Below are 8,532 nucleotides of genomic sequence, written 5' to 3'. Positions count from 1 at the left end.
CGACGCCGGGTTCGCGCTCGACGCGACCGGCGGCCGCGTCGGGGTCGCCCGGGAGTGACGCGCGCGGCGCCTGCGAGTGTCTCCGGATCCGCGACCGAGATCCTTTTTAAGTCGCGAGCGTGAGAGGCGGCCGTGTTCGCGGCAGCCGACGAGTACGGGATCGAGATCGACGTCGACGACGACGCCGTCGAGCGACTGCTCTCGGTGACGCCGGCCGACGTCGAGTCCGCCGACCGGCTCACCTTCGCGCGGAACGTGTTCGTCCCGCTGACGACCGCCTGTCGGTACACCTGCACGTACTGCACCTACTACGACGTGCCCGGCGAGGCGACGCTGCTTTCCCCCGAGGAGGTGCGCGAGCGGTGTCGGGTGGGCGCCGACGCCGGGTGTACCGAGGCGCTGTTCACCTTCGGTGACGATCCCGACGATCGGTACGTCGAGATCCACGAGACGCTCGAGGAGTGGGGATTCGACTCGATCCACGAGTACCTCTATCGGGCTTGCGAGATCGCCCTCGAAGAGGGGCTGCTCCCGCACTCGAACCCCGGGGATCTCACCGAGACGCAGTTCGCGACCCTGCGTGAGGTGAACGCCTCGATGGGCGTCATGCTGGAGACGACCGCGGACGTGGACGCACACGGCGGCGGACGACGGAAGACGCCGGGACAGCGGCTCAACACCATCCGTGCCGCGGGACGGCGGGGCGTTCCCTTCACGACGGGGATCCTCGTCGGTATCGGCGAGGACTGGCGCGACCGCGCCGAGAGCCTGCTCGCGATCCGGGAACTGCACGAACGGTACGGCCACGTACAGGAGGTGATCGTCCAGAACGTCGTGCCCAACGAGCGGTCGGACTTCCCGCAGCCCGACCTCGAGACGATGCGGCGAGCGGTCGCGATGGCGCGGGCCGCGCTCCCTCCAGCAGTGTCGGTGCAGGTACCGCCGAACCTCTCGCCCGCCGCCGATCTCGTCGACTGCGGGATCGATGACCTCGGCGGAGTCTCGCCGATCACGGACGATTACATCAACCCCGAGTACGCGTGGCCCGACCTCGACGAACTCCGGGCGGTCGCCGACGCGGGCGGCGTGCCACTGCGCGAGCGGCTCCCCACCTACGGGCGGTACCTCCCGGACGAGATCCGTCCGGACGGTGTGAAACCGGCCCCGGACCCCGCAGACTGCGACGCCTGGATTCCGTCGGCGGTTCGGGATCGACTCCTCGCGGGTGACGCACACGGACGCCGGTTCCGCGGTGTCGCGAGGGGCGACGGACCGCTCGACGCCCGGGCGACGGGTGACGACTGAGTAGCTGGCGAACGCCCGTCGGTCGACGCAGTAGCGTCCGCCGTTCGCGTGCGCTCGGAGCGTCCGGAAACGCTCCCGATAAACTCTTTGAACGCCCACGCGATGAATCGGTGATGGTACTGCTACAGTTCGGACCGGAGGGCGTGCTGACCGTGGCCGTCGACGTCCTGTTCGTTGCGATCAGGTTCCTCGTCGGCTTCGTCGGCGTGTTGCTGCTCGGGAAGTTCCTCGTCGTGCCGGGTATCGAGCGGGCACTCAGCTCGCGGGGGTTCGACGAGGCCGTCCGGAGTCTCGGGTCGAGCGTCGCGAACGCGGGCGTCTGGGTTGCCGCGATCGCGATCGGGTTCACGATCGCCGGGTACGGTGCGTTCCTCTCCGCGTTCGCCGTCTTCGGCGGGGCGATCGCGCTCGCCGTCGCTTCGCCGCACAGGACCTGCTCGGGAACTTCGTCGCCGGCGTGTTCATCCTCAAGGACAAGCCGTTCGAGGTCGGCGACTGGATCGAGTGGAACGGAAACGCGGGCCGCGTGGAGGACATCGACCTCCGCGTCTCGCGGGTCCGAACGTTCGACAACGAGCGGATCACCGTGCCCAACGGCGACCTCGCGAACAACGCGGTCACGAATCCGGTCGCCTACGAGACGCTCAGACAGAAGTTCGTGTTCGGGATCGGCTACGACGACGACATCGGGGAAGCGACGGACATCATCGTCGAGAAGGCCGCAGAACACGACGAGATCCTCGACGATCCCGCCCCGTCGGTCCGGCTGACGGAACTCGGCGACTCCTCGGTCGGGCTCCAGGCCCGCGTCTGGATCGCGGATCCCGACCGGGGAGACTTCGTCCGCGTGCGTTCCGAGTACGTCACTGCGGTGAAGGAGGCGTTCGACGAGGCCGGCATCGACATCCCGTACGTCCACCGGGAACTCACCGGTAGCGTCGAAGTCCTCGAATCGCTCGCCGACGACGAGTAGCACACCGCGGCCGCGGCGCGCACTTCTCCCGTCTGTCACGTCGATACCGCAACGCCGGAACCGCTCCGGTCCATCGGAACGGCTTTCCGTGCGTCACTCGGAGCAACTACCCATGAATATCTCCAAGTGGCAGACGTATCTCGTAACACAGGACGGGCTGTCTGGTGATCGGTCGACGACGGACGTGGTCGAGGCGGCGATAGACGGCGGCATCGACGCTGTCCAGTTGCGCGAGAAAGGTGCGAGCGCGCTCGAACGGTACGAGCTCGGTCGACGAATCCGGTCGCTCACGTCGGACGCGGGCGTCCCGCTGATCGTAAACGACCGGATCGACCTGGCGGCCGCGGTCGACGCCGACGGTGTCCATCTCGGCCAGTCAGACCTCCCGGTCCACGTCGCCCGCGAGCGGCTCGGAGAGGAGGCGGTCGTCGGCTGTTCGACGTCGACCGTCGAGGAGGCTCGAGCGGCCGAGCGGGCGGGTGCGGACTACCTCGGCGTCGGCGCAATTTACGGAACGTCCTCCAAGGACGTGCCGGACGGGAAAGACGGCGTCGGATCCGAGCGCGTGGCGGCTATCGCCGACGCGGTCGACCTCCCCGTCATCGGTATCGGCGGGATCGACGCCGCCAACGCTCGCCCCGTGGTCGAGGCAGGCGCGACCGGCGTGGCGGTCATCTCCGCGATCACCGCGGCGGAGGATCCGGAGGCTGCGACCGCGACGCTGGGAGAGGTGGTCGCCGATGTCTGACGAGCCGATCGACGGGGCGCTCGTCCGCGACACGCTCTCGACGGTTGAAGAGGCGTCCCCGCTGGTACACCACCTCACCAACGACGTGACGACGAGCGAGACGGCGAACGTCACGCTCCACTGGGGCGGACTTCCCGTGATGGCCGACGCGCCCGCAGAAGCTGGCGACATGGCAGCCGACGCGGATGCGGTCGTGATCAACACCGGAACCGCGTCGCGGGTCGACGTGGACGCGATGGTCGACGCCGGGAGTCGAGCCAACGAGGCGGGCGTACCGGTCGTACTCGACCCCGTCGGATACGGAGCGACGCCGCACCGGATCGAGTCGGTCGGCCGGCTGCTCGACGCGGTCGATTTCGACGTGATCAAGGGGAACGTCGGAGAGATCAAGGGACTCGCCGGTGAGGAGGCCGAAGTGAGAGGCGTCGAGTCCATCGGCGACGACGCCGGGATCTCCCAGACGGCGCGAGCGCTCGCCGAAGAGACCGGCGCGGTCGTCGTCGCTTCGGCGCCCGTCGATGTCGTCGCAAACGGAGGGATGGCCCTCGAGTTGGCGATCGGCCACGAGCGGATGGGGACGTTCGTCGGCTCGGGCTGTATGCTCGCGAGCACGCTCGGAACGATGGCGTCGCTGGTCCCGATGGCCGACACGCCGGTCTCGAGGACGACGGAAGCGGCGGCAGTCGCGACGGCGGCGTACGGCTTGGCCGGCGAGCGTGCTGCCGACGTCGCCCCTGCGGGCCCGGCGAGCTACCGGACGGCCTTCATGGACGCCGTCGCCTCGCTGGCGACCGATCTTTCCGACGTCGACATCGAAGCGCGCGTGTCACGGACGTGATATCTCGGCGTGAGAGGGGACGATCTCTGAAGGGACGTGACGGCACGCTGCGTGAGGGTGAACAGGCGGTGCGTGTCGCCGTCGGCTGCCGGTCACGAGCGAGGACGTGACCGGTAAACGACGGCAGATACGCACGGGACCGCACCGCACACCCGCGTTCCCCCGTGCGGCAGAGCGTCGAACACGGAGCGTGTGGCCGCGGGATCGGAGATAAACTATCGGGTCGCTTCCTTCCACTCGCGGAGGCCGACCCGGTCGCCGTCCAGGTCCGTCGCGGGGGCGTCGGTAGCCGCCCAGACGAAGAGCGGTGCGACGCTCTCGGGCGTGCGAGCGCGCTCTTTTCCCGTGAGGTCGGTGGCGACGAGTCCCGGATCGACGACCCCGACGGTCGCGTCGAGGTCGGCGGCAAAGCCGCGCGCGACCCCCTCGGCTGCGGCCTTGGAGACCGCGTACGCGCCCATCCCGGGCGTCGACTCGCGGGCGACCGATCCCGACGGGACGAGGACGCGCGCGCCGTCCGCGAGATGTGGGACCGCTTCCGCGACCGTCGCGAAGACGCCGCGGGCGTTCGTGCGCATGGTGTCGTCGTAGTCAGCGTAGGATACCTCGTCGGTCGGCCGCTCGCCCGGCGACCCGTGGAAGACGGCCGCGTTCGCGAGCACGACGTCTATCGGACCGGCCTCCCGGGCGACCTGCTCGAAGAAGCGTTCGAGGTCGAACTCGTCGCGGACGTCGGCGCGTGCGCCCCACGCGGTTCCGGGTCCGCCCTCGTCGTCTCCGGCGGCGGTTCCGTCGTTCTGGGTGCGGTTCAGTGCTGCGACGGTCCGATCGACCCGGTCGCCGTCGCGTCCGCAGACGGCGACGAACGCACCTCTCTCGACGAACGCCTCAGCGACCGTCCGTCCGATCCCGCTCGTTGCGCCGGTGATCGCGACCGTCGAGTCCATGGCCCTCGTTCGGCCGTCGCGGACTTAGAGGTGTGGTGAACGCGGCCCCTCGATGGTTGCAGTTGTGGCGTCCCCGAACGGATCGCCGATATCTCGTCTCACCTCGATCTGCCGGCACGAAGAACGCGGTTTTTTTGGATCGCTCAGTCGTTTGGTGATCTCGCCGGAACGAATTCAACTCATCCGAGAGCGATTCGATTAAGTTATTATCCAATCGTTGTGGCAGAGAGTCAGTCATATCGGTGCTATTTCGGATCTCTTCGACTGGTATAGAACACGTCCTGAGATTCGTGTGAACGCGATCTTCCACTCGAAGTCGCGTCACAGATCACTCGGAGAACGTGTCTCGCGTTCGAATCTGTGTACCTGTAGTTGAAACGAGCGCGCAACAGGTCCTGTCGTGTCAGTTTCGACCCGAAATGCTTAATGAGGTATCTATTCAAATGATACGTATGTCGTCGACCGAACGGCTACAGCGATACCTCACCGACGAGCGGGGGAGCGGCTGTGCGGCCGACGTCGAGGAGCGACTGGCCGAACTCGAAGCGATCGACGCCGTCGCGGGGGGGCCAGAACTCGAGTCGGACGTCGACGTGCTGTCGGCGCTCGCCAACGAGACGCGGTACAAGATCGTCCGCATCCTCCATCTCGCGAACGAGGAGCTGTGCGTCTGTGAGTTCGCGCCGCTGCTCGACGTCAGCGACAGCGCCATCAGTCACGCGCTGTCCCAGCTCACCGAGGCGGGACTCGTCACCCGCCGCAAGGAAGGGAAGTGGCGCATGTATCGGGCGACGTCACAGGCCAGCGCGGTCGTCGTCGCGCTCGACGGTTCCCGCGACCTCTGAGAACCGACCGCAGTTCCTCGGACAGCTCGCGGAGGTTCCGTCGGATCGGTGCGATCCCCTCGAAGGAGTCGCCGATCGAATCCGACTCGGCCTCGTACAGGACGTGTTGGACGACGGTTCCGATCACCCCCAGACGACCGCGACCGCGAGCACGTCTCGGAAGCTCACGGTGAACGCCGGGTGGAGGTCGATGAGGTCTTCGGGAGGCACTCGGTCGAGGGTTCGGCCGTCGCTTATTTTAGTTGCGTTCGTTTGGGGAGGTGTTCGGCCCGGTCCGCTATCGGGTGGTGGATCGTCTCCCGGAGGTCGGACTCCTCTCGTCCCGTCAGCGGAAATGCCACGGAGAGACGAGAACCGTTACGAGAATTTTATAACCGTCAGCCGGCGAATTTGAGTGTGGTGGCTGTGACGATCCGTTACCCCCACTGAGCCCCTTGTGACGAGGGTTTTCTACCGAGCCACCACTTCGAAACACGACGCCGGGTCACCGTTCGGTGATGTTGCTTCACCGACGGGTCCGCGTCGACCGCAGACCGATCAGTACGCAGATCGCTCAGTACACAGACCGATCAGTACGACGCGGCGCGCTTCTCGAGGCCGGCGGCCTCGATGTCCTCGCCGTCGACGGAGGTGCGGAGCGCGTCCATCCCGTCGTCGCGGTCGACGCCGAAGTTGCGCGCGTACAGGTCCTCCAGCCGCTCGTACTCCGCGTCGGAGATCGGCGGCACGTCGCTGGCGGCGCTCCACTCGGCGATGTCGTCGGCGTCGCGGAACGTCGGCGTCACCGAGGCGACCTCGTCGTGTGCGAGCAGCCAGCGGATCGCCGCCTGCGCCATCGTGCGGGTTCCCTCCGCGTGCGAGGGGTCTTCGAGGAACCGGATCGCCTCCAGTTTCTCCCACCCCGCCTCGTACCACTCGTTCGGCCGGTGCGAGCGGTGGTCGCCGTCCTCCAGCACGGTGTCGGGCGTCACCTGCTCGTTGAGTAATCCCGAGGAGTGGGGAACGCGGGCGATGACCGACGTGTCCGAGCCCGTCTCGCGGATCGTCTCGACGAAGTGTCGGCCGGGCTCCTGCTCGAAGAGGTTGAAGACGGTCTGGACCGCGTCGAACGCCTCGTACTCGACGGCGGCGGCGCCCTCGGCGAGCCAGCCGATCGAGGGACCGAGCGCCCAGCCGAGCGCCCGGACGCGGCCGTCCGCTTTCCACTCGGCGAGGAGGTCGCGGACCTCGGGCGTCACCTCGTCGACGTTGGCGTTGTGGAGCTGGAGCAGGTCGACGTAATCGGTGTCGAGCCGGTCGAGCGATCGCTCGAACGCAGTTTCGAGGTAGTCGCGGTCGAGTTCCTTGGGAAGTTCGCCGTGGCCGGCCTGCGGGTTGTCGTAGAAGTCGTAGCCGACCTTCGTCGCGAGCGTCACCTCGTCGCGGCGGCCGTCGATCGCCTCGCCGATGATCGACTCGCTGTCGCCGTGGCCGTACACGTCGCCGGTGTCGACGTACGTGACCCCCGCGTCGAGCGCGTCTTCGACCATCTCGACCGCCTGTTCGTCCGAGCGGTCGCCCCACCAGTCGGTGCCGACGACCCACGCGCCGAAGCCGATCTCCGAGACCTCGACGCCGGAGCTTCCGAGTTCGCGGTGCTGCATACCTCGTCTTCGGGATCGGGACACTTAGCGGGTGCGGTCTCCCTCACGCGACGGGAACGTCGGACGAAGCGTATCGCTCCCGTGCGACGAGACGGTACCTTCGCACAACCGAATCCCTTTGAAGCATGCCGATAAAGGTGCGACGATGACAAAGCGACACGTGTCTCTCCCCGACGGCGCGGAGGCCGGGGTCCGGGGGTTCATCGACGAGGTGGACGAGCGTCTCTCCTCGGACGAGGACACCTGCGACGTCGTTCGAGACACCCTGATCGACCTCTTCGGCGACCGGGAGCGCTGGGAGGCGTGGCAGGACGGCGAGTCGGTGTCGAGAGCCGAGCGCGTCCGCCTCCAGGGGTACGACCCGTGTAACGCGACGCTGGAGTCGGAGTACTACGCCGAGAAGGACGAAGACCGGTTTCAGCGGTCAAAGCACCTCCAGTGGCTCTGGCGGCAGTTCGACGCCACCCCCATGGCCGACAACGTCGCGTTCGCGCTTCGCTTCCGCCAGATGCTCGGGAACCACCTGTTCGCCGAGTGCGGCGACGACTGTCGCTTCTTCAAGGGAATCTCGTTCACCTACGGACACAACATCGAGATCGGCGACAACGTCGTGATCCACGACGACGTCCACCTCGACGACCGCGGGAAGCTCACGATCGGCGACCGTGCGTCGATCTCGGACGGCGTCCACATCTACAGTCACGACCACGACCTCGTCGACCAGACCGAGGTCCAGAACTTCCACACGGTCGTCGGCGACGACGCTCGCGTCACCTACGACGCGATGGTGCGCGCCGGGTGTCGAATCGGCGAGAACAGCGTGGTGGGTGCGCGCTCCGTCGTACAGGGCGACGTCCCGGACCACCACGTCGTCGTCGGGGCGCCCGCGCGCAGCGTCCGCGTGAAACCCGGCTGGGAGTCCGTCGCCGAGGAGGTGGAGGACGGCCGGCTGCCCGACCGGCAAGACGAACGCGAGATCGAGTACGACCTCCCAGACGACCTCGACCGCTTTGACGAGTTCCAGCGCGATCTCACGCCGCCGAACCGAGATCGGTTGTAATCGGCGGTGGAGGCGCGCCGGTGGTGAGTCCGACGGCTTCGACGTTCGCTCGATACCTGTCAAGAACAAGTGGCTCTGTTGGAATCCTCAGCAAGAGATATATTCTGACCCGGTTGCGGTCAATCCAGGTCAAGGAACGCCTGATTCGCTGTGCGGTAGGCGCGCTCCCGCGA

The 8,532-nt window shown here is 67.2% G+C and carries 7 protein-coding genes and 2 pseudogenes; 6 read left to right on the top strand and 3 right to left on the bottom strand.

The window, feature by feature from the left end:
• The first annotated feature begins 132 nt into the window (after positions 1 to 132).
• The 4 genes and pseudogenes from cofG (at position 133) to thiM (ending at position 3,864) form a co-directional block, all read left to right on the top strand.
• Complete coding sequence (gene cofG, locus GJ633_RS11255) at positions 133 to 1,305, top strand: 7,8-didemethyl-8-hydroxy-5-deazariboflavin synthase subunit CofG (protein WP_321169040.1); 1,173 nt, start codon at positions 133 to 135, stop codon at positions 1,303 to 1,305.
• A 113-nt stretch (positions 1,306 to 1,418) separates the two neighbouring features.
• A pseudogene (locus GJ633_RS11250) lies at positions 1,419 to 2,278 on the top strand (mechanosensitive ion channel family protein).
• 112 nt (positions 2,279 to 2,390) lie between these two features.
• Entirely contained in the window at positions 2,391 to 3,026 is a 636-nt protein-coding gene (gene thiE, locus GJ633_RS11245; protein WP_156588906.1) for a thiamine phosphate synthase, read from the top strand.
• A complete protein-coding gene (thiM, locus tag GJ633_RS11240; RefSeq protein ID WP_156588905.1) occupies positions 3,019 to 3,864 on the top strand; it encodes a hydroxyethylthiazole kinase in 846 nt (281 codons plus the stop codon). The genes thiE and thiM overlap by 8 nt, the downstream gene beginning before the upstream one ends.
• Positions 3,865 to 4,079: 215 nt before the next feature.
• Here thiM and GJ633_RS11235 read toward each other — a convergent pair whose 3' ends face one another.
• Entirely contained in the window at positions 4,080 to 4,811 is a 732-nt protein-coding gene (locus GJ633_RS11235) for an SDR family oxidoreductase (RefSeq protein WP_156588904.1), read from the bottom strand.
• A gap of 452 nt (positions 4,812 to 5,263) precedes the next feature.
• Between GJ633_RS11235 and GJ633_RS11230 the strand changes: the two genes are divergently transcribed.
• Complete coding sequence (locus tag GJ633_RS11230) at positions 5,264 to 5,656, top strand: metalloregulator ArsR/SmtB family transcription factor (RefSeq protein ID WP_156588903.1); 393 nt, start codon at positions 5,264 to 5,266, stop codon at positions 5,654 to 5,656.
• Here GJ633_RS11230 and GJ633_RS17875 read toward each other — a convergent pair.
• Together GJ633_RS17875 and GJ633_RS11225 are read right to left on the bottom strand one after the other, a co-directional pair.
• A pseudogene (locus GJ633_RS17875) lies at positions 5,649 to 5,851 on the bottom strand (MFS transporter); the annotation flags it as partial. The gene GJ633_RS11230 and the pseudogene GJ633_RS17875 sit on opposite strands and share 8 nt — an antisense overlap.
• 374 nt (positions 5,852 to 6,225) lie before the next feature.
• The gene (locus GJ633_RS11225; protein ID WP_156588902.1) at positions 6,226 to 7,299 is read right to left on the bottom strand and encodes an aldo/keto reductase; all 1,074 of its coding nucleotides are present in this window, start codon (positions 7,297 to 7,299) and stop codon (positions 6,226 to 6,228) included.
• Positions 7,300 to 7,444: 145 nt separating this feature from the next.
• On the opposite strand from GJ633_RS11225, the gene GJ633_RS11220 reads away from it, so the two are divergent.
• Positions 7,445 to 8,359, top strand: a complete 915-nt coding sequence (locus GJ633_RS11220) for an acyltransferase (RefSeq protein ID WP_156588901.1) — start codon at positions 7,445 to 7,447, stop codon at positions 8,357 to 8,359.
• Positions 8,360 to 8,532: the final 173 nt, after the last annotated feature.

The sequence above is a fragment of the Halorubrum sp. CBA1125 genome (genome assembly GCF_009742825.1).
GTDB lineage: Archaea > Halobacteriota > Halobacteria > Halobacteriales > Haloferacaceae > Halorubrum.
Note: the sequence above shows the minus strand (reverse complement) of the source record. Positions and strands in the feature narration are given on the sequence as shown.

Excerpts from the sequence above, each read along its gene's own strand:
- thiE (WP_156588906.1), top strand. The coding sequence starts at position 2,391 with ATGAATATCTCCAAGTGGCAGACGTATCTCGTAACACAGGACGGGCTG.
- thiM (WP_156588905.1), top strand. The coding sequence starts at position 3,019 with ATGTCTGACGAGCCGATCGACGGGGCGCTCGTCCGCGACACGCTCTCG.
- GJ633_RS11235 (WP_156588904.1), bottom strand. The coding sequence starts at position 4,811 with ATGGACTCGACGGTCGCGATCACCGGCGCAACGAGCGGGATCGGACGG.
- GJ633_RS11230 (WP_156588903.1), top strand. The coding sequence starts at position 5,264 with ATGTCGTCGACCGAACGGCTACAGCGATACCTCACCGACGAGCGGGGG.
- GJ633_RS11225 (WP_156588902.1), bottom strand. The coding sequence starts at position 7,299 with ATGCAGCACCGCGAACTCGGAAGCTCCGGCGTCGAGGTCTCGGAGATC.
- GJ633_RS11220 (WP_156588901.1), top strand. The coding sequence starts at position 7,445 with ATGACAAAGCGACACGTGTCTCTCCCCGACGGCGCGGAGGCCGGGGTC.